Origin of the sequence: Pleurocapsa sp. PCC 7327 (assembly GCF_000317025.1) — a bacterium.
Taxonomy (GTDB): domain Bacteria; phylum Cyanobacteriota; class Cyanobacteriia; order Cyanobacteriales; family Microcystaceae; genus Hydrococcus.
Genome location: NC_019689.1, coordinates 4491356 through 4517724 on the forward strand (window position 1 = coordinate 4491356; position 26369 = coordinate 4517724).

Annotated in this window: 28 protein-coding genes and 2 pseudogenes; 13 read left to right on the plus strand and 17 right to left on the minus strand. The window is 44.1% G+C overall.

Annotated elements, in window-relative coordinates; genetic code table 11:
- Position 1 precedes the first annotated feature (1 nt).
- Both PLE7327_RS25015 and PLE7327_RS20215 read left to right on the plus strand, forming a co-directional pair.
- Positions 2–148 carry a hypothetical protein gene (locus tag PLE7327_RS25015; RefSeq protein ID WP_015145632.1) on the plus strand — a complete coding sequence of 49 codons (147 nt, stop codon included), beginning with the start codon at positions 2–4 and terminating at the stop codon, positions 146–148.
- A gap of 125 nt (positions 149–273) precedes the next feature.
- Positions 274–1641: a DICT sensory domain-containing protein gene (locus PLE7327_RS20215; RefSeq protein ID WP_015145633.1), complete on the plus strand. Its 1368-nt coding sequence runs from the start codon at positions 274–276 to the stop codon at positions 1639–1641.
- A 3-nt stretch (positions 1642–1644) separates the two neighbouring features.
- Here the strand turns inward: PLE7327_RS20215 and PLE7327_RS20220 are convergent, their stop codons facing one another.
- On the minus strand, positions 1645–2601 hold the full coding sequence (locus PLE7327_RS20220; RefSeq protein ID WP_015145634.1) for an ABC transporter permease: 957 nt from the start codon (positions 2599–2601) through the stop codon (positions 1645–1647).
- Between the two features lie 147 nt (positions 2602–2748).
- Positions 2749–4497, minus strand: coding sequence for a peptide ABC transporter substrate-binding protein (locus PLE7327_RS20225; protein ID WP_015145635.1), 1749 nt, complete (start codon positions 4495–4497; stop codon positions 2749–2751).
- Positions 4498–4815: 318 nt separating this feature from the next.
- Between PLE7327_RS20225 and lepB the strand changes: the two genes are divergently transcribed.
- Positions 4816–5868 carry a signal peptidase I gene (gene lepB / locus PLE7327_RS20230; protein ID WP_015145636.1) on the plus strand — a complete coding sequence of 351 codons (1053 nt, stop codon included), beginning with the start codon at positions 4816–4818 and terminating at the stop codon, positions 5866–5868.
- 146 nt (positions 5869–6014) lie between these two features.
- A complete protein-coding gene (larB, locus tag PLE7327_RS20235; protein WP_015145637.1) occupies positions 6015–6800 on the plus strand; it encodes a nickel pincer cofactor biosynthesis protein LarB in 786 nt (261 codons plus the stop codon).
- Between the two features lie 8 nt (positions 6801–6808).
- Here larB and PLE7327_RS22910 read toward each other — a convergent pair whose 3' ends face one another.
- On the minus strand, positions 6809–7558 hold the full coding sequence (locus tag PLE7327_RS22910) for a HEAT repeat domain-containing protein (protein ID WP_015145638.1): 750 nt from the start codon (positions 7556–7558) through the stop codon (positions 6809–6811).
- Positions 7559–7677: 119 nt separating this feature from the next.
- Here PLE7327_RS22910 and PLE7327_RS20245 point away from each other — a divergent pair, with 119 nt between their 5' ends.
- The 3 genes from PLE7327_RS20245 (at position 7678) to PLE7327_RS20255 (ending at position 11205) form a co-directional block, all read left to right on the plus strand.
- Positions 7678–7965: a hypothetical protein gene (locus PLE7327_RS20245; RefSeq protein ID WP_015145639.1), complete on the plus strand. Its 288-nt coding sequence runs from the start codon at positions 7678–7680 to the stop codon at positions 7963–7965.
- Between the two features lie 178 nt (positions 7966–8143).
- Positions 8144–8578, plus strand: a complete 435-nt coding sequence (locus PLE7327_RS20250; RefSeq protein WP_015145640.1) for a response regulator — start codon at positions 8144–8146, stop codon at positions 8576–8578.
- Between the two features lie 350 nt (positions 8579–8928).
- Positions 8929–11205: an amylo-alpha-1,6-glucosidase gene (locus PLE7327_RS20255; protein WP_015145641.1), complete on the plus strand. Its 2277-nt coding sequence runs from the start codon at positions 8929–8931 to the stop codon at positions 11203–11205.
- Between the two features lie 10 nt (positions 11206–11215).
- On the opposite strand, the gene rnc is transcribed toward PLE7327_RS20255, so the two are convergent.
- Together rnc and hemW are read right to left on the minus strand one after the other, a co-directional pair.
- Positions 11216–11902: a ribonuclease III gene (rnc, locus tag PLE7327_RS20260; protein WP_015145642.1), complete on the minus strand. Its 687-nt coding sequence runs from the start codon at positions 11900–11902 to the stop codon at positions 11216–11218.
- Positions 11903–11910: 8 nt separating this feature from the next.
- The gene (hemW, locus tag PLE7327_RS20265; RefSeq protein WP_015145643.1) at positions 11911–13185 is read right to left on the minus strand and encodes a radical SAM family heme chaperone HemW; all 1275 of its coding nucleotides are present in this window, start codon (positions 13183–13185) and stop codon (positions 11911–11913) included.
- Between the two features lie 361 nt (positions 13186–13546).
- Between hemW and PLE7327_RS20270 the strand changes: the two genes are divergently transcribed.
- Positions 13547–14635, plus strand: a complete 1089-nt coding sequence (locus tag PLE7327_RS20270; protein ID WP_015145644.1) for a PIN/TRAM domain-containing protein — start codon at positions 13547–13549, stop codon at positions 14633–14635.
- Between the two features lie 8 nt (positions 14636–14643).
- On the opposite strand, the gene PLE7327_RS20275 is transcribed toward PLE7327_RS20270, so the two are convergent.
- The 3 genes from PLE7327_RS20275 to PLE7327_RS20285 form a co-directional block, all read right to left on the minus strand.
- Positions 14644–15912 carry a serine/threonine-protein kinase gene (locus tag PLE7327_RS20275; protein WP_015145645.1) on the minus strand — a complete coding sequence of 423 codons (1269 nt, stop codon included), beginning with the start codon at positions 15910–15912 and terminating at the stop codon, positions 14644–14646.
- A 269-nt stretch (positions 15913–16181) separates the two neighbouring features.
- Entirely contained in the window at positions 16182–17000 is an 819-nt protein-coding gene (locus PLE7327_RS20280; protein WP_041393671.1) for a mannosyl-3-phosphoglycerate phosphatase, read from the minus strand.
- Between the two features lie 269 nt (positions 17001–17269).
- Entirely contained in the window at positions 17270–18010 is a 741-nt protein-coding gene (locus PLE7327_RS20285) for an iron uptake porin (RefSeq protein WP_015145647.1), read from the minus strand.
- Between the two features lie 181 nt (positions 18011–18191).
- On the opposite strand from PLE7327_RS20285, the gene pyrE reads away from it, so the two are divergent.
- Positions 18192–18806, plus strand: coding sequence for an orotate phosphoribosyltransferase (gene pyrE, locus PLE7327_RS20290; protein WP_015145648.1), 615 nt, complete (start codon positions 18192–18194; stop codon positions 18804–18806).
- Positions 18807–19238: 432 nt separating this feature from the next.
- Here pyrE and PLE7327_RS20295 read toward each other — a convergent pair whose 3' ends face one another.
- Complete coding sequence (locus tag PLE7327_RS20295; RefSeq protein ID WP_015145649.1) at positions 19239–19838, minus strand: COP23 domain-containing protein; 600 nt, start codon at positions 19836–19838, stop codon at positions 19239–19241.
- A gap of 748 nt (positions 19839–20586) precedes the next feature.
- Between PLE7327_RS20295 and PLE7327_RS20305 the strand changes: the two are divergent.
- Positions 20587–20967 (plus strand): annotated as a pseudogene (locus PLE7327_RS20305) (IS4 family transposase); the annotation flags it as partial.
- Positions 20968–20984: 17 nt separating this feature from the next.
- On the opposite strand, the gene PLE7327_RS20310 reads toward PLE7327_RS20305, so the two are convergent.
- On the minus strand, positions 20985–21257 hold the full coding sequence (locus PLE7327_RS20310) for a hypothetical protein (protein ID WP_041392428.1): 273 nt from the start codon (positions 21255–21257) through the stop codon (positions 20985–20987).
- A 160-nt stretch (positions 21258–21417) separates the two neighbouring features.
- Here PLE7327_RS20310 and PLE7327_RS20315 point away from each other — a divergent pair, with 160 nt between their 5' ends.
- Positions 21418–21783: a helix-turn-helix domain-containing protein gene (locus PLE7327_RS20315; RefSeq protein WP_217523224.1), complete on the plus strand. Its 366-nt coding sequence runs from the start codon at positions 21418–21420 to the stop codon at positions 21781–21783.
- A 138-nt stretch (positions 21784–21921) separates the two neighbouring features.
- Here PLE7327_RS20315 and PLE7327_RS20320 read toward each other — a convergent pair whose 3' ends face one another.
- From PLE7327_RS20320 to PLE7327_RS20350, 7 genes are all read right to left on the minus strand, one after another.
- Positions 21922–22308, minus strand: a complete 387-nt coding sequence (locus tag PLE7327_RS20320; RefSeq protein ID WP_015145651.1) for a type II toxin-antitoxin system death-on-curing family toxin — start codon at positions 22306–22308, stop codon at positions 21922–21924.
- On the minus strand, positions 22305–22502 hold the full coding sequence (locus tag PLE7327_RS20325) for a hypothetical protein (RefSeq protein WP_015145652.1): 198 nt from the start codon (positions 22500–22502) through the stop codon (positions 22305–22307). The genes PLE7327_RS20320 and PLE7327_RS20325 overlap by 4 nt, the downstream gene beginning before the upstream one ends.
- Positions 22503–22674: 172 nt before the next feature.
- Entirely contained in the window at positions 22675–22938 is a 264-nt protein-coding gene (locus PLE7327_RS20330) for a hypothetical protein (RefSeq protein WP_217523226.1), read from the minus strand.
- A gap of 5 nt (positions 22939–22943) precedes the next feature.
- Positions 22944–23634, minus strand: a protein-coding gene (locus PLE7327_RS23755) for an IS1 family transposase (protein WP_371265071.1) whose coding sequence is annotated in 2 segments (ribosomal slippage) — positions 22944–23310 and positions 23309–23634 — 693 coding nt in all. Because the reading frame shifts where the segments join, the coding sequence is not laid out codon by codon here.
- A gap of 5 nt (positions 23635–23639) precedes the next feature.
- Positions 23640–23840, minus strand: a complete 201-nt coding sequence (locus PLE7327_RS20340; protein ID WP_015145653.1) for a hypothetical protein — start codon at positions 23838–23840, stop codon at positions 23640–23642.
- A 69-nt stretch (positions 23841–23909) separates the two neighbouring features.
- Positions 23910–24413, minus strand: a complete 504-nt coding sequence (locus PLE7327_RS20345; protein WP_083888320.1) for a WD40 repeat domain-containing protein — start codon at positions 24411–24413, stop codon at positions 23910–23912.
- Positions 24414–24454: 41 nt separating this feature from the next.
- Entirely contained in the window at positions 24455–25705 is a 1251-nt protein-coding gene (locus PLE7327_RS20350) for an RNA-guided endonuclease TnpB family protein (protein ID WP_041393677.1), read from the minus strand.
- A 193-nt stretch (positions 25706–25898) separates the two neighbouring features.
- Here PLE7327_RS20350 and tnpA point away from each other — a divergent pair, with 193 nt between their 5' ends.
- A complete protein-coding gene (gene tnpA / locus PLE7327_RS26025; protein WP_254658006.1) occupies positions 25899–26117 on the plus strand; it encodes an IS200/IS605 family transposase in 219 nt (72 codons plus the stop codon).
- A gap of 99 nt (positions 26118–26216) precedes the next feature.
- Positions 26217–26363: pseudogene (locus PLE7327_RS23765) on the plus strand (tyrosine-type recombinase/integrase); the annotation flags it as partial.
- Positions 26364–26369: the final 6 nt, after the last annotated feature.

The following is a 26369-nucleotide window of genomic DNA, read 5'->3' on the forward strand; positions in this document are numbered from 1 at the left end:
TATGGCATTTATCATCAATACCCCCAGTCACTATATTCTCAACCTGGCTTTCTTAGGCAAAACGATCGCGCCCAATGCTAATGTTGCCATCGTGTTTTTTTGGGTTGCTGCCATCGAGTTTTGCCAAAGCCATTGCGATCGCGATTAACATTCTATACATAGTTGGATATTTATGTTTTTATGCCTTGTAAATTAAATAAGCGATCGAGCTTTAGCAATTAGCAACCAGAAAGCACCTACGCTAGTCTTAATCAAGAAATACTTACAAAACCGATGAATTTGCCATCTAATGCAGAACTTTCCCTATATCGGCTAACTCAGGAGGGTACGCCTCCCGCGCCAACGCTGACGGTGAGTTCTACTACATTTAGAGCCTCGATTGCTGCGATCGTCGATTTCCTAATCGAGCAAAAAATTGCCGCGACGCTATGGGTGAAACTGCCAACTACCGGACGCTGGCTAGCAGAAATCGAGCGCTATTCCCAACAAGGACAACCCGAACAGATTTATCTATGCACTATTGGCACTATTGCCAGTCAAATTCCTCCGGTGCTCTCTTGTGCTGCTGAAATCGTTCCTCTGGTTCTAGAAGCCAGTTCCCAGCTAAAACGAGAATATTTTTTAATCGTCCTGTCGTCCCAATTTTGCAGCTCGCTCCTTGCTCAAAGACAAACCGCACAAGGGCTTGCAGAAGGGACATCACCTCAGTCATCTCGGCTAAAAATAGTCTATAGCTTCGAGCCAGCCGCGATCGTTAACGTTTTAGCCGGAATTAAACAAGTCCTTACCGTCACCGACAGCACGCCAGAATCCTTGCTCGCCGATACGCTGATATCGAGTGCTTTACCTACCTCGATTGACTCAACGCTGATGACTAATTTGTTGCTCAAACAAATTCAGCAAAGCGACGCGACTCAGTTTGCCAAATCCGAAGCAACCATTAAGAGCTTTACCGAATCCCTCAGTTTTCATCATGAATTGCTTACCAACCTAACGCGGGAACTCAGCCTCTATCTGACCAATATGAAAACTGCATTGCGCTTGATAGATTCCACACAGAACAGGCGGGAACAGCGTCAGCGTTATTTGCAACTGCTCCAGCAACAGTGCGATCGTCAAAATTCTCTCCTGACGGGTTTACTCGAATTAGAACAATTTAACCAGCCCATTGACGACTCAGAGTCATCTTTAAGGCTAGAAGACTTAATTCCGGGAATCGTCAGCATCTATCAACCCATTGCCGAAGAAAAAGGGATTATGTTAGGCTACACCGTCCCGGCAGATTTGCCTTCCGTTGCCTGTCCCGGTAATTGGCTCAGGCAAATTCTCCGCAATCTGCTCAGCAATAGCCTCAAATTTACGCCAGCCAATGGTCGGGTTTACGTGCAAGCGGCTCTCAATAATAATGTAGTCGAGTTAACGGTTAGCGATACAGGCGTTGGCATTGACAGTAACGATATTCCCAAAATCTTTAATAGTTTCTATCGCGGACGCAATGCCACCAGCACTGAAACGGCAGGAGCTGGAATGGGTTTAACCATCGTGCAACAACTGCTGCGGCGTTGCCATGGCTCGATTTCTGTCACCAGCAGACTGGGAAGAGGATCGACTTTTAAAGTCGTGTTGCCAGTAGCCGCGTAACGATCAGTAGCGAACTCGCGGATCGAGAAAACCATAGGTAAGATCGGCAACCAAGTTAAAAATGACAATCAAAATTGCATAGATAAAGGTAATTGCCATGACAACAGGAGTATCGCTGCTCTTAATCGAATCGACTAGCAGCGCTCCAATTCCAGGAACGCGAAAGACTTGTTCTGTGACCAAAGCTCCGGTAAAAATTGCAGGAACGTCCAGAGCTACTAAGGTAACCACAGGAATCATGGCATTGCGGAGAATGTGGTTTTTTAGAACGGCAAAACTACTCAACCCTTTGGCATAAGCCGTGCGCACGTATTCCTGAACGAGTTCTTCGAGCACCGACGAACGAACGAAGCGCATTAATACGGCTGACTGATACAATACCAGCACGCACACTGGCATAATCGATTGTCTAATTTGTTCGACAAAAGTTTCCCAATTAGTAATTTGTAAAGTGCTGTTGTAGATAAAGGGAAACCAGTTAAGTTGAACGCCAAAGATAATAATAAAAAGCAATCCGGTAAAGAAAGTCGGTAAAGAAAATCCTAATAAGGCAAAAGTAGTAATAAATTTATCGAGCCAAGAATAACGTTTCAGGGCAGAAAGAATGCCAAGAGGAAGTGCTACTAATACTCCCAAAAGATAGGCAAAACCGACAATCCATAAAGTTGTTGACAAACGTTGTAAGATTACATCTAAAACTGGGCTGCGACTGGCAAAAGAGTACCCCATATCGCCTCGAATAAATGCCCAAGCCCACTTAAAATAACGGATATAAATCGGTTGGTCGAGTCCCAAACTCCTGCGAATATTTTCGCGGACTTCTTCGGTAATTGAGGGATTGGAGGCAAATTCTCCCATCGGATCGCCGGGCGCTAATGCTAAAATCGTGAAAATAACGATACTTATCGCAATTAACGTAGGAATAGAAATTAATAAGCGTCTGGTTAAATATTGCAGCATTAATGATGGCGTTTACGAGGTTTCCGTGAGTTTTTAGAGAAAAAAATCGCGATCGCGTCTCACAATCAACCGAGCGTTAGAGTCTCTAACCGATGGAAGATTATACAGAGAGTTTTTGTTGATTTCCCCGATCGCATCGCCCGTTATCTAAGAACGCCTCCAATCTTTAATATTCCAAGTATTTCTATCCCAAGGAGTCAAGTCATAACCAACTAAATTATTACTAAAAGCTGTAACATCTGCGCGATGAACGAGGGGAATAATTATCGCATGATTAACCAGCATATCGTTCATTTTAATAAACATTTGTTGCCGTTTTTTCGGATCTAATTCCTGGGTAGATTCTTGCCAGAGTTTGTCATAGTCTTTGTTACAGTAACGAGCGTTATTATCGCCAATCCAATTATTTGCTTTTTGAGGAATTTCTGCACAAGTAAAATACTTCATATAAGCAACCGGATCGGGACTATTATTTCCTGAAGTATACATCTGCAAATCGGCATAAAACTTTTCTAAGGTATCGTTATTAGCTGGATCGCTAGAGAAGTAAATCCCGGGATCGATACTTTTCAATTCTACAGCAATGCCCAGAGTTTGTAATCCTTGTTTGACAATTTCTTGAGTTTTTTGGCGTAAGGGATTAACTGAAGTTTGAAAGAGAATTTTCATTTCTGTACCATTTTTATCGCGAATTCCATTTTCGTTAGTATCTTTCCATCCCGCTTCATCTAATAAAGCTTTTGCTTTTTCTAGATTAAATTCGTATTTCGTATTAGGAGAATTATATTGCTCTGGCAGGACTAAAACATTGGCAGTTGGTTTGCCTGTAATACCATAAAGTTGTTGAGAAATTGTATCGCGATCGATTGCCAAAGAAAAAGCCTGACGAACTTTTGGATCGCTAAAGAAAGGATGAGGAAATTTTAAACTAGAACGTTCTCCATTTAGTGTAGCTTTATTAGGATCGCTTTGATTAAGAATAATTCGCTCGACTAAAGAACCATATTCCGAGATGAGCTTACCTTTCCCCGATGCTTCAAATCCTTTTAGGATGGAAGATTCTACTTGAAGATTATAAGCATAATCTGCACCGCCTGTTTGTAACACTACTCTTGCTGCTGAAGTCGCATCGCCACCGCCTTTTAATTCAATGCGTTTAAACCCTAACTTATCAACTTCTCTAAAGTTAGGATTGGGTTCGTAAACAACAACATCACCAGGTCTAAACTCTACAACTTGGTAAGGTCCCGTTCCGACTGGTTTTAAATTTGCAGGAGCTTGTCGAGCATTTTCTCCATTAAATTTTTCATAGAGGTGACGCGGAATAATCATTCCTTCAGATCCTACAAATACCGCCGACCAATCTGGATTGATATCTTTAAAATTTACCTTGATGGTATAGTCATCAATTGCCTCAACATTTTTGACAACCTGATAGGGACCCGAACTCGTCGCACCTACTTTAGGATTGGTAACAAATTGATAAGTAAATACTACATCAGCCGCCGTAAATGGTTTGCCATCAGACCATTTAATTCCTTTTTTGAGTTTCCAAGTAACGGATTTTCCATCTTTAGCAATGCCCCCATTTTCAGGAGTAGGAATTTCTGCGGCTAAAAAAGGAATTAATTTGCCATTTTTATCATACGTTGCCAAAGGTTCTAAGGTAATGCGACTCGCCTCCGCATCCTTATAGCCAGTGGATAAGTGAGGATTGAGAATTGTTGGCGCTTGCCAATAAAGTAGTCTTAAAACTTCATTATTGCCCTGGGTAGTTGTTGGCGTAGTTGGAGATTGTTGCTGTGGGTTGCAGGCAGAAAATAGCAAAGTAGAGCAAAGGGATAGGATTAAGAGAGGGAAAAAGAAAGAACGAGTTAGAAGTTTTTCAAAGGTCACTCTGGATTATGGCTCCTCAGAAGGTTTCAACGTACTAAGCTCTCTTTATAAAAGGTGTAGAAAGGAAAGATATTTCGATCTTATCGGTAATGAATCGGTATCGTCTCCTATTATCGGCGATCGAGACAGTGATGCTGCAAGTTCCGCGATCGCTTGTTTGATTAAGATTTTTTTCTCAAAGGAAGAGTATAAGTAGAATTCTGTAATTTTTTGATGAAGTTAGCCGATCTCAGTGTTCCTGCTCTAGGCATTGGGGGTAGCAAGCGGATAGCATCAAAATAACCTCACACAAACGATTCTCACTCAAGATTAACCTCAGTGAAGATTAGTAGCAAAGATCCCTGGTTGGCAGTTAACTTTTCGATGTTTTTCCCAGGTATCGGACAGTTCTATGCGGGAAAACCGATCAAAGGCGTAGTTTTCTGCGCGTATCAAACAGGGTTATTAGCGATCGCATTTTGGTCGATTTTCTTTCCTGATGGCAATACGGTGACCGGGTTAATCGAACTCTGCATCGCCACAGTTTTTTATTCAATCAATATACTAGATGCCCATCTTTGCGTTTATCGTCAGCAAGACGATCCAACCTTAGAAAAAATTCCTCGCCAGCAAAAAAACCCTTGGTTTGCTGTCTGTATCTCTCGCGTCTTACCGGGATTGGGTCAGCTATACATCGACAAAGCCGTCTCCGGTATTTTATTTTTGACAGCGACGCTGTTTTTACTCAAGCTTGACGATTTTTTTGCGTCGCTGCTGGTCATTCCGCCGCTTTTGAAGGCGATCTCAACTTACCACGCCTATATTACTTTTCCCCACCAGAAAACACCTTTTTATCGTTCGCTGATAGCAGTGATGGCGGGAGCGATCTTTTTGTGGGGATTGTTTTGGAGTCACGTTCCCCAGTGGCTTAACCAAAGGATGTTTCTGATTCCTAGCGAGTCGATGGTGCCAACCTTGCAGAAAGGCGATCGCATTTTCGTTCAACCCTTTTATGGCGATTTGCCACAAAGAGGAGATATCGTCGTCTTCAGACCCACTAGCGCGATCGAGGTGCTTGACGATGAAGCGGCTCGCGATGACAATCTTTATTACGTCAAGCGATTGATTGGCAAACCCGGAGAAACTCTTCGCATTGATAATGGTATCGTTTATATTAACGAGCAACCTTTACAAGAAAGCTATATCGCTGCTCCTCCTAATTATCAATGGGGGCCGGAAACCATACCAGCCAACTCCTATTTTGTAATGGGTGACAATCGAAATGACAGCTTTGACTCCCATATATGGGGATTTTTGCCCAGAGAGTATTTATTCGGTAAAGCTTACAAAATTTATTGGCCTCCACAGAGAGTAAGGTCGCTCCTCAAGTGAGAGACAGGAAACTGGGAAACGGGAGGAGTGTGGAGAGACAAGGGAGAAAACTAATCACCAACCACTAACTACTAACTAATCCCCAATCCTTTCATCCAAAATCCGAAATCTAAAATCCTTTCATCAAAGAACTGGTAATTGAACAAATGCAACCCGAAGCCTTACAATCCCTGCTTGAATCTGTTGCTAGGGGTCAAGTTAGTCCAGAAACTGCTCTAGAAAAGCTCAAATACTTGAGTTTTGAACCTGTTGAGGAATTTGCAAAGATCGATCGCCATCGACAGCTAAGAACGGGTTTTCCAGAAATCATTTGGGGTCCTGGTAAAACCCCCGAGCAAATTGCTCAAATTATGAAAGCCATGAGCCAAGGTTCTCCCGTAGTCATGGCTACTCGAATCGAACCCGCCGTGGCCGAACACCTTGAAGAACAGGTTCCCGGTCTAATCTATTACCCAATCGCTCGCATTTGCGTCCTGAAAACGGCTGAATCCGGCGCGAGCTATGATGGAGTTATTTCCATTCTGACTGCGGGAACGGCAGATTTACCCGTTGCAGAAGAAGCTGCCGTAACGGCTGAACTGTGCGGTTTTCAGGTACAGCGTTTGTGGGATGTTGGCGTAGCAGGAATTCATCGGTTATTGAGCCATCGTCAGGTAATTGACCAAGCGGATGTCCTGATTGTGGTCGCGGGAATGGAGGGGGCATTACCTAGCGTGGTTGCAGGAATGGCAGATTGCCCCGTTATTGCAGTTCCTACCAGTGTGGGTTACGGAGCGAGTTTTGGCGGTATCGCTCCTCTGTTGACCATGCTCAACTCCTGTGCGACTGGCATTGGCGTAGTCAATATTGACAATGGCTTTGGGGCTGCAATTTTGGCAGGGCAAATCCTTCGTACCGCTAATAAATTCAAACGCAGCTGCCGAAAGCTATAGCTTACCCATCATAGCCATTTAAGCTTTTCTTGATAGACAGTTTCTGGCACGGAATCTGGTAGCTGTTTTCCGGCTTGATTTTTTGGGAGCGGTTTTTTAGGTTGAAAATTGACTGGATAGCTCTTAAACTGACTGAGAGCTTCACTCGCACTTTTGACGACATCGCTATCAAAATCTCGCAATGCTTGTTTGAGATAGGGAATAACTTGTTCTGACTTAATTTTCCCCAAAGCGATCGCAGCTGCCTGACGAACCGAAGGATCTGTATCTCGGCTTAATTGCCCCAAAACTGAGATGGCCCGCTGCGTCTCGGCTCTAACTTTCTTCGCACTGGCAATATTTCCTAAAGCCGAAGCTACCAATTTCCGGATCTGACTGTCAGGATGAGTTTTGTATTCGATCGCCTCAAGCAATTCTATCGTTTGACCGAACTCTGCCATAGCAAGCAGCTTTTCTTCTAATCTCTGAATGTCTTTTTGGACGGGAAGGGGAAAAGCTACCGATTCTTTAACTTGGGATAGAGGTTTTTGGATTGCTGTTTCTGGTACGTTTGGTTGGGGCAAATCAGCTTTAGCCTGTTCGGCTTCTTCTAGGGCTAATTTTAAACTTTTTTCTGCTTTTCTGGCTGTTGGCGATGAAGTTCTTTCTGGAGATCTTTCGGCTCTAATCTTAGAGATTGCAAAAAGAGCTACGGCGATCGCGATCGCAAAAATAAGCGAATTTATGATTAAGGTGAGAAATTGTTGTAGGGCTTGCATGAATTGGATTAAGGTTATTGGGTGTAAAATATTGCGAATCTATCTTGCTAGATTTTGGCAAATCTCAGGAGTGTCGCGCAACGTTACATTAATAACAAAAAAACTTGAAGTTAAGTATTATGTCTGGAACATCAATTTCAACGGCTAACTTACTCAGACACCGAGCTATCTCGCGATGCTGGCATCGCCACCAGTCTCAATGCCAAATTTTACGCGCTCAATTGGGGTTTGACCGAGTTGAATCCTCGCGTCCTTTAGCCTGTCAAGGTTGTCGTCACTATCACGGAAAAGCCTATGGTCTTACTCAGACAACTCGCATTCGCCTGATTTGCGGTTTTCATCCCTATGGCTGGATGGAAAAAGAAGGCTGCCCCGATTGGCAAGGAGAAAACGAGTCAATTAGTTAGTTATAAATAAGAGTTCGACAACCTCGATCCAATTAGTCTCAAATAAAAAATTATAGAAATATATTTCTTTCCGAAGGAAGATGAAAAATATCAACCAATTTGCTTAAGCTTTTTAAGTAAAAAGATAAAATATTGAGATAAAATCAGAAGCTAATAAAATAGCTAGAAAAAATTGCCAATGAAAGAGAAAGTTATTAATATTCTGCTGGTAGAAGACGATGAAGTCGATGTAATGAATATCAAACGGGCATTTAAAAAAAATAATATTACCAATCCTCTTTACGTTGCAGGAAATGGATTAGAGGCTCTGGCAATGTTGCGAGGACAGGAAGGGAAACCTCCAATAATGCCAACTCACCGGAGGCTGATTTTGCTCGATCTCAATATGCCCAAAATGAATGGAATAGAATTCCTTCAGGAATTGAGAGCCGATCCCGAACTAAAAGCGACGCCTGTTATCGTACTGACTACCTCCGATGAGGATAAAGACAAACTAGAAGCATATAACCTAAATGTTGGTGGATATATTCTCAAACCCGTAACTTTTATGAATTTCGCTCAAATAATGGTTGCTCTGAATAATTATTGGACATTAAGTGAATTGCCTCATTGAAAAAAATCGCTTGCATCAACAAAGTAAGAAAATTGATTCAATTAGAAACATATTTAATCACTTAGGATCGCTGTCGAGAATAATACAGGTTTGCTAGCGATCGCGCCATAATTTCATCGATTTTGGTTAGATACGCTGCTAGACTGATGAGTTACTTGCCTGTATCCTTACCAAGAGAGCGTAGGAAATCCCAGTGTATGGGCGACAATCGGACAAATGACGCGGAAACCCCGCCCTAAAAGGGTGGGGTTAAGTTTACGCAAAAGAGCCGGATAGTCATATAGTCGTGCCTTAATTGCGATCGCGCCGACTCCTACTTAATTAGTCTTATTCTCACAAGCGTCACTTGTATGGATTTAGAGATTTTTGAACGAGATAGCAAACAATTTATTTTTGCCGATAGGCGGTCGCTTCCAGAGTGGCCCCGTGTACCAAGCAACCATCCAGTCCCAAAGCTAACTCTCAAAGCCGACGAATTGTTTTTGATCGCAGATACTCTAGGAAATATTGCCGATGGCTTGGAAAATGAGCAGACAATTAACCTGGGATTATTTTGTCACGACACCCGTTTCTTGAGTCGATTGGAGTTGCAAATTGAAGAATGCGTCACCAATGGCAAAGCTGCCAAACAGTTTTCTCCCATCCTTTTGAGTAGCAATGCAGATAAAGGATTCGCTCTTTCGGTTTTGTGTTCCAATCCCCGTCTGCCAGATATCGAACCAGAAACTATCGGCATTCAGCGAGAAATCGTTCTCAACGGCGGCTTGTTTGAAGAGATAGAAATAACTAACTACAACACTAAAGCGGTCAGTTTTTCTATCGCCCTCACTTTTGAGGCTGATTTTGCCGATTTGTTTGAAATTCGGGGTCAACAGCGCAAAAAGAGAGGAAAATTCCTCAGACAGATCCCACGGGGAGTCGATCCCCAAAAATTCCTGATGCTTTCCGAGTTCCAGCAAGACTCTTTAATCCTTGCCTATCAGGGACTAGACGGTTTATTAATGGAATCCCGCATTCAGTTTTACCAAAATCCGCCCGACTGCTTCAAAGGCTACACTGCGGTTTGGCAATTGTCCCTCGAACCTCACGCCACTAAAAAAATAGGCTATCGGCTGCAAATGATGACGAATCATAAGTCTACGGTGGCCCGCGAGATAGCTACCACCCTCGGACAAGCCAAAGCCGCTAATTTGCTTGAAGAACAGGAATGGTGTCAGCGAGTCACCAAAATTCGTTCCGATAATGAAACCTTTAACCAGGTAATTTCTCGTGCCGAGCAAGACATCTACTTACTCTTGCAAAACTTTCAAGAGTATAAAGCCCTTTCCGCAGGCGTTCCTTGGTTTTCGACTCTCTTTGGACGAGATGCTTTGATTGCTGCTTCCCAAACCCTGATTCTCGATCCGACAATTGCTAAAGACACCTTGCAACTTCTGGCGCACTATCAAGGTCAAGTTAACGACGAGTGGCGCGACGAAGAACCCGGCAAAATTTTGCACGAACTCCGATTGGGAGAAATGGCTCGTTGTGGAGAAATTCCCCATACGCCTTACTACGGTACGGTAGATGCTACGCCTCTGTGGTTAATGCTCTATGCGGAGTATTATGCTTGGACAAACGACCATCTCACGTTAGATCGGTTATGGTCTAATGCTCTGGCAGCAATGGATTGGATTGATGCTCAATGCCAAAAGACGGGCTATCTGAGTTACGAGCGCAAGTCTAAGTCTACGCGGGGTTTGGTGAATCAGGGATGGAAAGATTCTGGCGATTGCATCGTCGATCGCCATGGTAAACTAGCAACGGGCGCGATCGCGCTATGCGAAGTACAAGCCTACGTCTACGCTGCTAAAATCCGACTGGCGCACATTGCTCGCATCAAGCATCATATCGATCTCGCCACTCGTTGGGAAGAAGAAGCGAGAGAGCTAAAATTGCGATTTAATCGCGATTTTTGGCTAGAAGACGAAGATTTCTGCGCCCTAGCGCTCGATGGCGAAGGAAAACCCGTCGATAGTATTACCTCTAATCCCGGTCATTGTTTATCTCTGGATATTTTTACGCCAGAAAAAGCGGCTAGCGTCGCAGAAAGGCTACTCGCACCGGATCTATTTAGCGGCTGGGGAATCCGTACCCTCAGCAGCAACTCTCCCGCTTACAATCCCATGGGATACCATGTCGGTTCGGTTTGGCCCCACGATAATGCCATTATTGCCTCGGGATTGCGGGCTTTAGGTTTGATTGACTCTGCCTTGGAAGTTGTTAAAGGCACGATTGACATGACCTTGCAGCAACCCTATCAACGCCCTCCCGAACTTTTTTGCGGTCACGATCGCATCGACGGCAGCCATCCCATACAATATCCCGTAGCTTGTTCCCCTCAAGCTTGGGCGACGGGAAGTATCTTTCAACTGCTGACTCTAATGCTGAATTTGGTACCCGATGCCCCTGGAAATTGCCTGCGCATCGTCGATCCTACCTTGCCCGATTTCATCAATAAACTGTCAATTCAAAACCTACGCATTGGTTCGACAATTGTGGATCTCGATTTTGAACGCACCGGTATGGCAACTGCCTGTCGAGTGGTCAAAAAGCGCGGTAACTTGCGAGCGATCGTTGAAACCTAAGCTGGACTTTTTAATATTCATTCAACACCTTCTTCAAAGCCTCCTCTGCGGCGGCTTTTGTCGCGTCTTGTTTGCGGCGACCCGTACCAATGCCGTATACAAAGCCATTTACGCGCACGCCAAACGTAAAAGCCTTAGCATGAGCGGGTCCCGATTCTTCTATGAGAAAATATTCGGGATTGCAGCCAAATTCTGCTAGCGCCCATTGCTGAAAGCGATTTTTTACATCAACCAGATTTTGGGAATTCGTATCGGATTGAGGAAGTACAATACTATCAGCAACTGATTGAAACAAAGTCCTAACAAATTCGCGGACGGATTCGAGTCCCGAATCAAGAAAATATGCACCTATAATTGCTTCAAAGGTATCGCTCAATAGGGCAGGATTTTGGCGACCGCCATCTTTTTGAGCGCCTTTACCGAGTCGCATGTATTCTCCGATGCCCAGTTCCATGGCAAATTTAGCCAGTTGCGTCTCGTCTACTAAAGAGCTGCGCAGGCGAGTCAGTTGGGCTTCGCTTAAATTGGGATATCTCTGATAGAGAAATTCACTGACTAGAAATCCAAGAACAGAATCTCCCAAAAATTCTAAGCGTTCGTTATGTTCGTTAGTATCGGAATTTTCGTTGATATAGGAACGATGGGTAAGGGCACATTGCCATAATTTTTTATCTTGAAATCTTGGAAGTTTGTGCATTTTGATTTTTATCCTAACCGCTCGAACAAAGCAGCTAAAATAGTGTTAGAAAATAAAAATCCTTCGGGATCGGTTAATCTTATTTTATTGCGAATTGTTAATTGCGAATTGTCTCGACTTTCTGTTGTTATCCATTCTACCCAACCTTGTTGCGTATAAGGATGCAAACAAGTCCAAATTTTCTCTAAAATTTCTTCTCCAAATTGCTGACAAAGCTGAGATAAATCTACTCCTTCTGCAAGGCGCAATCCGAGCATTAGTGTTTCCAAAAGGCGATCGCACTCCGAAGTTTCTGGACAATCGATCGCGTCATGATTTTCTTTCAATTGTTGTACCCAGGCATAATATTCAACTCTCGTGCGCGGGCGAGTAAATCGCTGTCTCCTAACATAACTAGCAGCTCCCATACCAAAGCCATAAAAAGCTTGATTCTCCCAATAAGCGCAATTGTGGCGGCATTGATAGCCCTCTCGGGCATAATTAGAAATTTCGTAATGTTGATATCCTGCCCTTGTTAACATTTGCTGGGCGAGACGATACATTTGGGCGGTCATTTCATCCGTTGGTAAAGGAGTTTCTCCGGGTTGATATTGCTTGCCAAAAGCGGTGACGGGTTCGAGTACCAAGTCATAACAAGAAAGGTGTTTGGGCGAAAGCGCGATCGCACTCTCAACAGAGGCTTGCCATTGTTCTAACGTTTGATGCGGCAAACCCGAAATCAGATCTATGCTGAAATTATCCGCACCGGCTTGGCGAATTAAATCAACTGCCGCAAAGATATCGCTAACGGAATGCGATCGCCCGCAAAGTTGCAGTAATTCGTCCTGAAAGGCTTGCACTCCCAGACTGACACGATTGACTCCAGCCTGAAGATACCCTTGCAACTGTTCTAAGGTAAATGTTCCTGGATCCATCTCTATGGAAATTTCTGCATCCGAGGCGATCCCGAAGCATTGCGAGAGCGTTTCTAAGATGCGTTCTAAATATTTGACTGGCAGTAGGGAAGGAGTTCCTCCGCCAAAGAAAACCGTTTCTAATGGCTGTCCGAATCCGGGTGCAACTGCGATTTCTTGGCACAACACTTCAACATACTCAGCAATAGAAACGGAGGTGTTAATGTTGGTTTTATTTCCCAGTACGGAGATCGGAAAATCGCAGTAATAGCAGCGCCGACGACAAAAGGGAATATGAATGTAAGCAAAACGAGGAAGATCGGTTTGAACTATATCTTGGGCTATTTTTTGCCTGGAAAAATTTTGAGTTTCTAGCTGTATTTCTCTCATTAATACCTTCCTGAATAAAACAATAATATTGATTCTTAATAGGATTAATTATGTTTCAAAAACTAATCTCTTCTTTCCCCTCGATTTAAAACACAATTGAAAGAACTCCTTTCCGGACAGAAGCCGGTCTTGGTAGACTCCTCTAAAGGGGGTTTAGTCTGCTTTACAAACCGTAATTTTTGGGGATTTTCCAAATTTTTACAGATTCTGTTCCGATTGTAATTAAGGCAACACTTTTAACCAAAAAAGCACGAAACTTTGGCGATCGAAGAGATATAATAGGGACGTTTCATATCTTTCATCAACAAAGTTTCTCGAATTTATAACCCGAACTCCCAAGGAGTTTCATTGGATCGGAAACATGCTTGACGCAATCATTATTATTCTATTCATCCTAGCAGCCGCCGGAGTCGGCTTTGATAGCGTCGATTTGCTGCCACGTGCGATACAGGAGCAAATTTCTAATATTGAGGCGTTGCGGTGGTTAACGGCTGGTTTTACCTCGATTATCGGTTTGGCACTCGGTCTAGTTGCCCAAACCACCTATCGTCGCATAGAAGCCCAGATTCGCAAAACCTCAATTGAAACGATTCTGACGCGAGCAGTGGGGCTAGTCGTCGGACTCCTAATTGCTAACTTGATGCTAGCACCGATCTTTCTGCTACCTATTCCTGAAGAATTCGCTTTCATCAAGCCAATGATGGCAATTTTGGGCAGCGTTATCTTCTCCTTTCTAGGCATTAGTTTAGCTGATACCCACGGGCGCACCTTTTTACGACTGATCGATCCCAACAGCATCGAAACCATGCTAGTTGCAGAAGGAACGCTGCAACCAGCCACCAGTAAGATTATCGATACCAGCTGTATTATCGATGGTCGGATCGAGCAACTATTGGCAACTGGCTTTATTGAGGGGCAAATTCTCGTACCTCAGTTTGTCTTGCAGGAATTGCAGCAGCTAGCCGATGCCAGCAACGATCAAAAACGGGTTCGAGGGCGAAGAGGACTCGATATTCTCAATCGCATCCAAGAAGCCTTTCCAGAACAAATTATCATTCATCCGGCTGATTACGAAGATCTGACAGCCGTGGATGCTAAGTTGATTCGTTTGGCACAGGAAATCAACGCTACGCTGCTTACTAACGACTACAACCTCAGTAAAGTCGCCAACCTACAAAAAGTGGCGATTCTCAACGTCAACGATTTAGCACAGGCAATCCGTCCCATTTATCTTCCCGGCGACACGATCGAGTTAAAAATCCTTAAGCCGGGTAAAGAACCAACCCAAGGAGTCGGCTATCTCGAAGACGGGACGATGGTAGTCGTGGAAGAAGGCAAAGATTATGTGGGGGGAGAAGTGCGAGTCATCGTGACTTCCGCCCTGCAAACTTCGGCGGGACGAATGATTTTTGCCAAGCCACAATCGGTTGTGGCATCGTCAGAAGTATAAACTTGCCTTCATTTGAGAACTCGCCGCTGAAATTCTTCTGCTTGCTTTGGATCGGGAATTTTGTCAGCTAAAGCTTCCACAAAGTCTCTAGGAGAGATGGTAGGATTTTTACTCAGAATTCGCTGGCAAATAATAGAAGCCATCGGTCCGATGAATTGGGCGAGTTCTTGCTGGCAGCGAGAGATAAAATTTGGATCGAGTCCAGAGTCGTCTGTTGTCGCCCGTGCTAGAACTTTTGGCGGAGCGCGATCGGGTAGTGGTCGAGTCGCTTGTACGGTAGTTGTCTCTATTTCTGGAGAAGCGGGCTTTTGTTGCAAGGGTTCGATCGCAACGGACGTTTTCATGCGAGAGTGGGGATCGCTGCCGTACAAACTGCGATAAATTTCTTCTAACTCGCGCAGGATGACTTCTGCCGATTTCGGTCGCTGGCTGGGTAAGCGTGCCATCATGCGATCGAGGAAATCGGCAAACATAGGAGAAACATTGGGCGCAGCCTCTCGCCAGCGCAAATCGTCTACATAGGAATCGTAAAATTCACTGGGATGTTTGCCCGTCAGCAAATAAACAATGGTACGTCCTAACGCAAAAAAATCCGATTCGGGAACAGCCTGACCGTTGAGTTGTTCGAGAGGACTGTACCCAGCCGAAAACAGCCCCGTAACTTGTCCTTCGGATCGCTTTGATAAGTAGGTTTCCGTTACTTCTCGCGCCGTGCCAAAGTCGATCAATACCAACTGTCCGTCGGCTCGGAGCATAATATTGGAGGGCTTAATATCTCGATGAAAAAAGTGATGGCTGTGAATCTCTTTCAAAATTGAGACTAGCTCGATCGACCATTGAATGGCTCGTTTCTCGCTAATGCAAGACCCCCTGCGATTGATATATTCTTTGAGATCGAGTCCCTCGATTTTTTCCATCACCAGACAGTGCAAGGGATCGGCACTATTGTGAGGATAATAAACAAAATAAGCATCCGGTTCGACTTTCGGAATTCCTGGATGGTTTAATCTCGCTAAAAATTGTGCTTCTCGTTGAAAAAGCTCGACGTACTTGGGATGATTATAAGTCAGAACTTTCAGGACTTTCAGAGCGCTTTGACTTTCGTACCCAGCTTGCGAATCCTTGACTTCATAGGTTTTGCCAAATCCTCCCCCTCCTAATTGTTGCGTGACGCGATAGCGCCCCTCTAGCAGTAACTCAGAGCCACAGCTGACACAAAAGAGAAGTGAATCTTTATTAATGGGATTGGGACAGCGAGGATTAATGCAAAGGCTCATCCGAGTGATAGATTGACGATTGATAAATTAATGTCTTTCCCGACTCTATAGGGTACTTTTGTGCGCTATATGCTCGATCGCCTAAGTGACCCTGACTTCTCTATTGTCTCTGAGGTAACGGCTAATTGCCACCATAATTTAGCGATCGCTTAGAATTCCCAATTATTAGTCCTCAGCATAGTTTTTAACAACTAAAAACTTATAAAAACTTAAATTTCACTAATAAAAAGGAATAATTAGGAAAAATTCTTTACTTTAGAGCGAGTGACTCAAGCTAACAAGCGATCGCACACACTGACTACTGCGGTTGCCCAACCTTGGCAACCGGGTGCGGGAGCGACTTGCCAGCCTCGCCCCATCAAACCCGGATGGGGTGCTTTTGCGCTAGGAACGACGATAGGAACATCTACGGCTTCAAGCATAGCTAAATCGTTGGGGCTGTTGCCCAATCCCACCGTAATCAGTTTTTCCTCTGCTTTAGGAAATCGATAATGCCGAACTAACCAGCGAACGGCTTTGCCTTTGCCAGCACCGCTGCCGATTAGATGAGAAAAGCGATCCCCGACGACGACTTGAAACCCCTGCGCCTCAACCGCTTGTTGTAGCTGCTGTTGCGAAACGCGATCGGGAGTAAGAAATGGCTCTGTAAACTCCCGCGCTTTTGCCCGTTTGACTTCTTGCTCGGATAGTCCGGTCAGTTGCCCGATCTCTTGTTCGCTGAGATCGCCAAAGCCTCGCAATCGTTCCCCAAGCATCTTTGCAACTGCCGCGAGTCCTTGTCGAGCTTCTGCATAGGTACAGCCCAAAAGTTCGAGTTGATAGCCTTCCCGCTCGATTTTTGCGCTCAAGACAAACTGTTTTGAGTCGAGGGGGACAAAAACAGCACTCCCATTTTCAACGATAAAGGGATCGCCCAGATTGAGTTCTTGACGTAGCGTCTCGACTTCCTGGCGCGTTTTACTGGTAACGGGAATGACGGGAATTTGCTTAGCTTGGAGTTCCTTTAAGACGGGAAGGGCTGCATCACAACGATAATCGTCTTGGTTAAGCAGAGTTCCGTCTAAATCGGTAAAAATAATTATTGCCATTTTTAATCCGTCATCCGTCATTTGTTAGTAGGGACGCTTCGATCTATCTATAAAAATGCTAGAGATTTCCCAACAGTTACTGTCAAAAACCCTCCCGTACAATGGTTATGTAAATTCCCTAAAATCTTACTACAAATCCCCGGAGAGGGAGAAACGGGAGTGTGGGGCATTGGTTTTTCTATACTCACTCATCCCCTTCCCATACCTTCCACACTTAGTCGTTAATTGCTTCTCCGTTCCCCAATCTCCCCGTCTCCCCTGCTCTCTATTTATGGGCTGCGTTCGATAATAACTTCTCTTCCACCATCAGAAGCAGCAGGACGAATATAGTTAGGATTTTCTCGCAACGAGGTATTAAAAGGATTGGGTAAATCCCGCGTTCTTATTCTCGGTAGAGACGATTGCTGTTGTAGAGTATCTTTATAGAGTGCCTCTAGCAATTCTGCATCTCTAGTAATTTGATTTTCTGGGAAAGATGCTGGTACCTGAAAAGGAATAATCCCCAATTCATTGTTCAGTTGCCCTAATGGATCGGTGCCCTCGAAAAAGTCGCCGGAATTGTGAGAGAAAGCCCGGTTAAAGGTTTCCGATAATGCTTCGGTCGAGGCAGCAGTTGCCGATGTCTCCTCTCTAGTCGTCATTGCCGATTCTAGCATCCGACGTTCGACTGCTTGCAAACAGGCATTCATCCCAGCTGCAAATTCGTAGCGGGTTAGAGGGCGATTGCCTCGGTATGTGCGATCGGGGTAGCCGACCACACAGCCATATTCTTCTACTAAATTCTGCAATGCCTCAAAAGCCCATTCTCCTGGAGCAACATCGCTGAACTGGGCGATACTTGTCACTTGTGCCAGTAACTTCTCTCTATCTTCGTTGCTATAGGAAGCGAGTTGATTCGCTGTTAGCACCGAGATTGGGACTTCGCCTGCGTTAGCCAATGATGGCACGAGAGCGGACGTACCAAAAGCCGCTAGGATAAGGAAGGAAGATTTCCAAACGATCTTAGACATTTTTATTGATGGCTCCTCACCAGGGAAAAATAGCTAAAACAAATTTTTCTGGATAGTGCTAATTGCTTTTCATGCAATAAATTGAATTAACTTTCTAAAAAGTTAATCTACATAAATTAATTTTAACTGAAATCACAGAAAACAAAGCCTCCTCGCTTGAGTTCTCTTGACACTGCCACCTATGAAAACCAATTCCCAAGCTAACGTCTTAGTTACTACCGCCGACTTGTCTGCCATACGCCAGCTACTTTTAGACTTATTCGTTCGTTTGGCCTACAAAGAAGGAGATTTTGTCCTGTCTTCAGGACAGCGCAGCAACTATTACATCAATGGCAAACAAGTCACCCTTACGGCAGAAGGAGCCTTAGCTATCGGTCGTTTATTACTTTCCATGTTGCCAGAAGATACTCAATCCGTAGCCGGTTTGACGCTGGGTGCCGATCCTATAGTGACGGCGGTGAGCGTAGTGTCAGCCTACGAAAATCGACCCATTCCCGCACTTATCGTTCGCAAAGAGGCAAAAGGACACGGAACGCGAGCTTATCTCGAAGGTCCGACTCTCCCATCTGGGGCAAAAGTTGTCGTCCTAGAAGATGTCGTGACAACCGGAAAATCGGCAATGCTAGCAGTGGAAAGATTGCGAGCCGCTGGTTACGCAGTCGAGCAAGTTATTGCCCTAGTAGATCGGGAGCAAGGAGGCACAGAATTTTATCATTCACAAGGACTTAAGTTTCAAGCGCTCTTTTCTATTGAGGAAATTCGGCAGCGTTACGCTCAGATAGAATCCGAGCGATGACTTAAACTTAAACATATTTATACCAATTCGCCGATGCTCCTCCACTTCGTGGGAGTCCGCGTCGGTTCGCAATTATCAGTTCGCAATTAGTCAGCAGCTCCCTGTGTAAGGCTTTTTCGTTGAGCATTTGTAGCGTTCTTTTTTAGAAATGGGATTACAATTCGCAATTGGAACGATTCTCCTCGCGCTGCATCTGAAGACTTGTATAGCGTGATTGTCGGGGAGCAATTTCGCTTTGGGAAAGAGGCATCGATGCTGTCAAAGGTTATTGTTGTAGGCGATTCCTCCAATTACGAATTGGTTCGATCGCCCTAGAAAGCTATAGATTGTTGTCAATCGCTTATGTTTATAGAAGTTAGTAATATACCCGAACGATGAACGAGTAGGGGTAAGGAAATCTCGCCCCTACTGTGACTTTACGATCTCTTTTCTTTAATAAAACCAGCTCAGCCAACCGCGCTTATAGTTTCCTGATGGAATACTAATAAGTGGACCTCGTGTTGGAATATAGCGCCTACAAGCTTTGGGTTGCGTCCGATCCATTACGCACGCAAGTGGATCTTTATAAGAGCCATTTAGACTAAATAGATCTTCGCGCTGGCTGCTGTTTTCACAGTCGGCTGATTCGCTGGCAACCAAACACACATCCATTCTGTAATTTACTTTTCCTGTAGTCTCATCTTTTAGTTCTGTGCGTTTGGACGAGAAATATGGTTGTTCGCCTCGATCGTATTTACTTTGTAATTTTTGAGCCATTTGCTGACACAAGGCTTTGGCTGAATCGCCAGAGAATAAGTATTCTGAATGCCAGCTAAAGATCGGGGTAAGCGTGGGGTTTCCTCGTTCGTCTCTGCCAATCGCAAATGTTGTTGGCGGACTGTTATTGGCATCGCAGATGAAGGTCACCTTCGACTCTTGTGGTGCCTGCTCTTGCGATACAGTCTGACTAAAAGTTACGGTAGCATCCAGCGCCGCGATGCCGATCGCGATCGCTCCCGCTGTCAAAATTTTAGGAATAGGTTTTGCGATCATAATTTCGTTCCCTCCCGATCGATTTTAGTTCCCTCTCAATCCATTGAGCAAGTGTCATAGAAAAGTACCAATCTCTCGACTTTCCAGCCCGACCGATTGATTTTCGAGATCTTCTGTTAACTACAAATTGAAGATTAAATATTCCCGATTCTTTTTTGGTGGGCGATCGCTTGTCTAAAGACTTAAGTGTCATTATTTCGCATAGCTCATCGGGAAAGCTTATTGCGCGATCGCTAGTTATTCCCTCATATCTTTATTCCAAGGGCGATTAGATAGCTCTTCCATCTTATAAAAGATTTCCGATCGAATATTACAGTTTTACTGAGATAGTTGTCACCCATACGATCGAAGATCCGTAATTTTACGATTGGATGACCGATAAATCGACAATACATTATAGGAAGAGGACTCTAAACCGAATGGCACTAAGATAAGGGGAACGCCTTGCGCAATCAACATCGCAGACTTTGTAAGTGCTGAGGTTAGAATGCGTCGCGCGTGCAATGACGATCCAAAATGTTTTCAATTGGGAGAAAAAGCTTTCAAGCCCGTAAAATACTTTTTTGGAACTTGAAAGCCAATTGGAATAATAATATTGTGACAAATCGTGTCAGAATTCTTCAAGAAAAATTTAGGCAGAGTCTGGGACTACCGTTTGAGAATTTATTGCCGTCATGGGAGATTCAAAAAGTTATCGATGAATTAAAAGTTAAATATCGTCGGCGATTATTTGACCCAATAGTAACTCTTGAAAACTACTTTGGGCATGGAAGTTTTACGAGGTAAAACTCCCGCTATGGTAGGTAAAGAACTTTATGTTTATTTGCTTGCCTACAATTTGTTACGTACCTTAATGTGGGAATCTGGTACGACTTACGGTGTGCCACCAGTACGCTTATCATTACAAGGAACTCGTCATCACTTGCATAATTTTATTCCTCAATTATTAGCTGCTTCATCCGCACAACTTCATCAAATTTATCGGACTTTACTAAAAGTTGTTGTTCACAAGTCGGTGAGCGATCGCCCCGGCAGAAGTGAACCAAGAGTTCGTAAACGTCGCCCTAAAGCTTATCCTTTGATGAAGCAGCCTAGACATCAGTACGCCGAACAATGGCAAACTGCTTGAATGATAAGTGTTTCCACTTATCTTAGTGCCATTCTTCCATGCCCAAAGTAGTTTTCAAGAGTTACTATTGGGTCAAATAATCGCCGACGATATTTAACTTTTAATTCATCGATAACTTTTTGAATCTCCCATGACGGCAATAAATTCTCAAACGGTAGTCCCAGACTCTGCCTAAATTTTTCTTGAAGAATTCTGACACGATTTGTCACAATATTATTATTCCAATTGGCTTTCAAGTTCCAAAAAAGTATTTTACGGGCTTGAAAGCTTTTTCTCCCAATTGAAAACATTTTGGATCGTCATTGCACGCGCGACGCATTCTAACCTCAGCACTTACAAAGTCTGCGATGTTGATTGCGCAAGGCGTTCCCCTTATCTTAGTGCCATTCGACTATAGAGACGATCACACCCAACCCGCAAGCAGGCACTTTTTCGTGAGGTAGGTACCATTTGGTTGCAAATGTGAACCCACAGGATAATCAAGGTCAGAAAAATTTTTCTGTTGCTTCAAGCAGGCTCATTAAGATGTTTGAGGATTGCATTGGGTGTAAATGGACGCTTCACATTTTGATCCAAATTCAGCGCGGTGTGAACCGTCCACGAGCTTTGGTGAAGACAAAACCGGGATTAACAACCAAGGTACTGAATGAACGTCTTGCTAAGATGGTTCAATTTGGAATTTTGGAGAAATTAAGCTACCCTGAAATTCCTCCGCGTGTTGAGTACCAATTGACTCCTTTCGGGAAAGAGTTTCTCGAAATCCTTGATCGCGTTGAAGAGCTACACTGCAAATTCACGAGTGACTTGCAGGAATAATTGAGATCGTAGCTCACAGACAAAATGGTAACTGCATCTTTACCAATTACCTAAGCCGTATAACGACCAAGTTGAGCAGCGCTAGATAACACATAAACGAAGCAAGCAATTGCCATACGATGCTGCTCCAACGACTTGTTAGCTGGCGGTTGTATTCTTCTGCAACCATTCTACAAATGCTTTGCGCCCTAGCTCACCTGATGCGATTGCCAGCACCACACGCTCCTGTTCATCCACAGAGGCGTTAATTTCCATTCCGTTTAGGACAAGAAAAGTTTCCATCGCAGCATGACCTGTACGCTTGTTTCCATCTACAAATGGATGATTTATGATGATAGACAAACCTAGTGCTGCTGCTTTCTCCAGTAAGCTTGGGTACAAATCTTCTCCACCAAATGTCATTCGAGGCTGCGCGATCGCTGACTCCAACAACCCTACATCTCGGAGACCGAATGTTCCACCAGATTGATCAATGACTCTGCGATGTAGTTCTAGCACTTCGATTAACGTCAGGAAACGCATCATGCTAACCGCTGATATAACTCAGTATTTTTTGTTAGCACATAATTTGCAGCATCAACAAATTCGCTCTTTTGAGAATTTAGCCAATCTTCCAAGCTTGCCTTCAACAAAACTTCGGGCGTAATTCCATGGACTGTTGCCAAATCTTGTAGCTTTTGGAATTGGGTGTCTGAAAGTTCAAGGGTAATAGAAGCCATAGCGATCGCTCTCTTAATGTTTCTGGGTCAAGTTTAGCATCTACACCCAAGCAGTAGCCTCGTTTCACTGGCCCAACCCAAGAACTAAGCCGGCTAAAGGCTTAATTGAGCGGCGGCAGATAACCTCGAACTCAGCGCCAGCTCATTATGCTGTGATCGCCTCCAATGAACGTTATTTCTCTAAAAGTGTTGTAACTCCTGGCAAAATACTGACGTGAGTGGAGCTATCTTGGACAGCTTCAAGGTCTCCGGTAATTTTGCTGTCGTCAATTTGCCAAAGTGGATCTTTTCCCGTTCCTCCAAACTTTGCAGGTCTACGGAAGGCTGGCAAACTTTCAATTGCCAGCGAAACAAACATTGCTTTTGTATTTCTAATGGCTACCGCTACAAGTTCACCTGATGAAGGATTGTGCGTTCGGCATTGCTGAATAAGCATATGATTCACTGAGGGACAAGCACCTCTCCAAATTTCAGGTAGTGCAGTAACAATTTGAGCGAGTGCTTTAGCATTGCTACGGACTTCGAGTAGCACAACGTCTTGCGGTGCAATCGAGCCAGGTAGTGACGTAATCGGGTATTTTCGCCTTCCACCCGCGTCATGTAAGTCTTGCTGATAATGTGGTCGCCATCGGGAATGAAACCAGGATAGACCTTCCAACCATCGGTGACATAGAAATAGCACTTCCAAGCGGCCACGATGGCCCACAAGGGACGGAACGTTTCCGCGCTATGAGCCCCTAAAACCCACCCTAAAATCCCCGCTTTGAAGTGGTCAACGGCAGTCCACAGCCAAATCTTGTTTTTTTGTGCCCACAAAGGTCTCCAACTCATCCAATTCCCCCACTTCCGGCGTGACTTCTGGTTCGTAAGCATCGGCTAACAATTCCCCAATTTGCTTGACCCAAGTAATCACCGTTGTATGGTGAACGCCTTTGACTCGTTCAATGGCTCGAAATCCCATGCCGTTGACATCCAGTTTGAGACAGTCCCGCTTAAACTCATCACCATAGCCTGCAGGGGGATCATAGGTTTCAATGAACTGCCGCCGACAAGCTTTACAAAGGTAATTTTGTTTACCTCTTTGCTTACCGTTCTTACCGAGCGCAGTAGAGCCACATTCAGGACATTGCATTGGTTTTACCCTCGTTTCATATCCTCATTATGCAATGCCGTGCGTTCTACTTCTGGTCGAAGGTACCCCTGCTCATCCAACCAATCTCTAGACATTTGTTCGATGTCAATGTCGATGCCAGGTCTGATTCCCAATATCCGAGCGCTACGTCCCACTTTGAGTTTACCGTTTTCCTCTGCCATGCCGCGATAATAGAGTGTTACCATCAGCCAGAATCAGATTAATATGAGCGCCAACCATTTAGTGTAAGCCCATTTTGCATCAATATTAATGCGCTACCATATTACCCTTGAACCAGGACTATAAGCACTGTAACTACTGTAACTATCACTGTAGGTACTACTGTTAGTAGAGGTATTTTTAGTTTCCTCTTCCTTCTGTTTGCACTGAGGCTCTTCCCTTGGCTTTCCCGTCACCTGCCAAATCTTGATTGTATCATCATAACTGCCACTAACCAAAGTTTTTCCATCCGGGCTGATAGCTACAGTACTAACACCATCTGAATGTCCCGTAAGAGTGCGGAGTAGTTCCCCCGTACTTAAACGCCAAATCTTAATTGTACCGTTACAACTGCCACTGACCAAAGTTTTTCCATCCGGGCTGATAGCGACAGTACTAACGCCAACGCCATCAGTGAGACAACGCAGCAATTTCCCCGTACTTAAACGCCAAATTGTAATTGAATCATCATAGTTGCCATTGCTGGCTAAGGTCTGGCCATCCGGGCTGATAGCAACTGAATAAACAAAGCATGAATGCTCCTCAGTCAGAGTGCGCAGTAGTTTCCCTGTATATGAACTACCTACGGACTTCGCTTGCGCTACCTCCGAGGTTTCTGACGCTTCACCTGCTGAACTTTCCTAAACCCTCCACAATGCTGTGGGGTCTTAGAAAGAGGTTCAGCATCAGCGTTTGAGAGGCTAGTTCCTAACCCCAAAGCGTAATTGAGCATTACCATTGATGCTGCCACATCACGAGCCGCAGTGAAGTTGCAGTTTTCACAATGATGCACACGCTCGGCTAACTCTTTTTTCTTTTTGTAACCACACCGAGGGCAAGTTTGGGATGGTGCAATTTTGAGAGGTACTTCAACAAATACCCCACTACATTCACTGAGCTTAGATCTGATTAGTGAAGTTAGATTGCCAATCCCAACATCTAACAGCGAGCTATTGAGTCCTGTTTTTTGATGTTTTCTTTGGCTGCCCTTGTTTGCTTTACGAGTCATCCCTTTGATGTTCAACTTCTCAGTAGCTACCAGTGAATTACTCTTTCCTATCTGTGTAGCTACTTGATGTTGCCAATCTTGTCTTTGATTGGTCACTTTACTTTGAAGTCTACTAATTTGTTTCCTGGCTTTTCTCCAACGTTTAGATGCTTTAATCTTCTTTTTGAAATTAGGCGCACGCTTGCGACGCAATCTCTTAGATAATTGCTTTATTTTTTGTTGAGTTTTGGCTAAAAATTTCGGAGGAGCAATTATTGTTCCATCTGAACAAGCAATAGCGTGGTGAGTACCAAAATCTAAACCTATAGCACCAGTGCTAGTTTCTCGTTTTGGTTCGCAGTTTACAGTGATTGAAGCATACCATTTACCTGGTTTCCAGATGATTGTACAAGTTGTTGGTGTCCCCCAAGTTCTAGCTTTACCTCTCATCTGAATTTGTCCTAAATTAGACAATTCCAGGTAGCCGTTATCGCCTGATGTATGCGCTTTCCATCCACTTATTCCTGGATAAGTCCGACCACGATCATGTCGTGCAGACTTGAATTTTGGGTATCCACTCAATCCACGGAAAAAACGTTGAAAGGCATAGTCAACACCCTTTACCGTTGCCTGTAAAGCTTGCGCACCTAATTCTTTATATTCAGGCCAACATTCTTTGAAATCTGGCAGAATATTTTGCTGGTCATAGTAGCTAATAGAATTCCCAAAACGCTGATATTCTGTCTTTCTGTGGTAAAGACAGGCCTTGAACAAATCTTTATGAAGTCGTCGCCAATAATGCAATTTCGACTCCTGAGATTTAGTTGGATATAAGCGAAAGGTGGTTCTACGTGTTACTCTCATGGGTGCGAGCGTACCATTCACTTAACGCCCAGTGCAACCTTTGCTCAGAAAGAGTTCTCATGCTCTATTTTGTATTCACTTGCATATTGTATTGGTAACGAAGTATCGAGGCAAGGTGATTACTTCTGAAATTCTCACTAGGTGAACAACAAAAAAGCATTATAAATCCCCGTCCTTAAGGACGGGGTCTCAATTGGTCAGTCTGTCTCCAGACAACCAGATTTCTGAGTTTGTAAAAGTTCTCAAAGCGTCATCAAGCAGACTAATTCGCAAGGAGTTCAAGTCTCATGTTGACAAATACTACTGGAAACCTGTTTTTTGGTCTAGCTCATACTTGGTCAATTCCAGTGGCGGAGTATCGCTTGATGTTTTGAAAAAATCTATCAAGCAACAAGATTCTCCGCGTAGCTAACTATATCCTGCCCTTGCTTTCATCCCCCAGTTCCGTTTCCCTGCACTGGGGGACTTCCCGCAAGGATGTTAACTCATTTTTTAGATTAATATTCTTATGAGTTATGCAAGAGGTCTATTGCAAAATGGCTATGATATTCGCACGGTGCAGGAATTACTCGGACATAAAGATGTCAAGACAACCATGATTTATACCCACGTACTAAATCGAGGTGGTAAGGCTGTCAGAAGTCCTCTCGATTCTTGATAGGTT

What these genes read in the sequence shown, in the direction of transcription:
- PLE7327_RS25015 (WP_015145632.1), top strand. Translation starts at nt 2, where the DNA reads ATGGCATTTATCATCAATACCCCCAGTCACTATATTCTCAACCTGGCT.
- PLE7327_RS20215 (WP_015145633.1), top strand. Translation starts at nt 274, where the DNA reads ATGAATTTGCCATCTAATGCAGAACTTTCCCTATATCGGCTAACTCAG.
- PLE7327_RS20220 (WP_015145634.1), bottom strand. Translation starts at nt 2,601, where the DNA reads ATGCTGCAATATTTAACCAGACGCTTATTAATTTCTATTCCTACGTTA.
- larB (WP_015145637.1), top strand. Translation starts at nt 6,015, where the DNA reads ATGCAACCCGAAGCCTTACAATCCCTGCTTGAATCTGTTGCTAGGGGT.
- PLE7327_RS22910 (WP_015145638.1), bottom strand. Translation starts at nt 7,558, where the DNA reads ATGCAAGCCCTACAACAATTTCTCACCTTAATCATAAATTCGCTTATT.
- PLE7327_RS20245 (WP_015145639.1), top strand. Translation starts at nt 7,678, where the DNA reads ATGTCTGGAACATCAATTTCAACGGCTAACTTACTCAGACACCGAGCT.
- PLE7327_RS20250 (WP_015145640.1), top strand. Translation starts at nt 8,144, where the DNA reads ATGAAAGAGAAAGTTATTAATATTCTGCTGGTAGAAGACGATGAAGTC.
- PLE7327_RS20255 (WP_015145641.1), top strand. Translation starts at nt 8,929, where the DNA reads ATGGATTTAGAGATTTTTGAACGAGATAGCAAACAATTTATTTTTGCC.
- rnc (WP_015145642.1), bottom strand. Translation starts at nt 11,902, where the DNA reads ATGCACAAACTTCCAAGATTTCAAGATAAAAAATTATGGCAATGTGCC.
- hemW (WP_015145643.1), bottom strand. Translation starts at nt 13,185, where the DNA reads ATGAGAGAAATACAGCTAGAAACTCAAAATTTTTCCAGGCAAAAAATA.
- PLE7327_RS20270 (WP_015145644.1), top strand. Translation starts at nt 13,547, where the DNA reads ATGCTTGACGCAATCATTATTATTCTATTCATCCTAGCAGCCGCCGGA.
- PLE7327_RS20275 (WP_015145645.1), bottom strand. Translation starts at nt 15,912, where the DNA reads ATGAGCCTTTGCATTAATCCTCGCTGTCCCAATCCCATTAATAAAGAT.
- PLE7327_RS20280 (WP_041393671.1), bottom strand. Translation starts at nt 17,000, where the DNA reads ATGGCAATAATTATTTTTACCGATTTAGACGGAACTCTGCTTAACCAA.
- PLE7327_RS20285 (WP_015145647.1), bottom strand. Translation starts at nt 18,010, where the DNA reads ATGTCTAAGATCGTTTGGAAATCTTCCTTCCTTATCCTAGCGGCTTTT.
- pyrE (WP_015145648.1), top strand. Translation starts at nt 18,192, where the DNA reads ATGAAAACCAATTCCCAAGCTAACGTCTTAGTTACTACCGCCGACTTG.
- PLE7327_RS20295 (WP_015145649.1), bottom strand. Translation starts at nt 19,838, where the DNA reads ATGATCGCAAAACCTATTCCTAAAATTTTGACAGCGGGAGCGATCGCG.
- PLE7327_RS20310 (WP_041392428.1), bottom strand. Translation starts at nt 21,257, where the DNA reads ATGTTTTCAATTGGGAGAAAAAGCTTTCAAGCCCGTAAAATACTTTTT.
- PLE7327_RS20320 (WP_015145651.1), bottom strand. Translation starts at nt 22,308, where the DNA reads ATGATGCGTTTCCTGACGTTAATCGAAGTGCTAGAACTACATCGCAGA.
- PLE7327_RS20325 (WP_015145652.1), bottom strand. Translation starts at nt 22,502, where the DNA reads ATGGCTTCTATTACCCTTGAACTTTCAGACACCCAATTCCAAAAGCTA.
- PLE7327_RS20330 (WP_217523226.1), bottom strand. Translation starts at nt 22,938, where the DNA reads ATGCTTATTCAGCAATGCCGAACGCACAATCCTTCATCAGGTGAACTT.
- PLE7327_RS20340 (WP_015145653.1), bottom strand. Translation starts at nt 23,840, where the DNA reads ATGGTAACACTCTATTATCGCGGCATGGCAGAGGAAAACGGTAAACTC.
- PLE7327_RS20350 (WP_041393677.1), bottom strand. Translation starts at nt 25,705, where the DNA reads ATGAGAGTAACACGTAGAACCACCTTTCGCTTATATCCAACTAAATCT.